Below are 389 nucleotides of genomic sequence, written 5' to 3' on the forward strand. Positions count from 1 at the left end.
CGGAAGATCAGCCCCTCCGGCAGCACCAGCCTGTTTGCCGGCAGCGGCACAGCAGGCTTTGCCAACGGCACCGGCAGTTCCGCCAGCTTCCAGTATCCCGCAGGCCTGGCCCAGGACCCCTCAGGGAACCTGTACGTCAGCGATATGTACAACCACCGCATCCGTAAGATCACCCCTTCAGGAGTGGTCACTACCTATGCCGGTACCGGCGCACAGGGAAACACCGATGGCGCCGCCCTGTCAGCCACGTTCACTTACCCCGTAGGACTGGCCCTGGATGCCTCCGGCAACCTCTACGTAGTAGAACGCCAGGGGCAGAGAGTCCGCAAGATCAGCGCCTCCGGACAAGTCAGCACCCTGGCCGGCAGCGGCACAGCCGCCTTTGCCAA

General features: G+C 64.0%; 1 pseudogene. It reads left to right on the forward strand.

The window, feature by feature from the left end:
• Positions 1 to 389: pseudogene (locus DDR33_RS25345) on the forward strand (hypothetical protein); the annotation flags it as partial.

It is taken from the genome of Pararcticibacter amylolyticus (assembly GCF_003130405.1).
Taxonomy (GTDB): Bacteria; Bacteroidota; Bacteroidia; order Sphingobacteriales; family Sphingobacteriaceae; genus Arcticibacter; species Arcticibacter amylolyticus.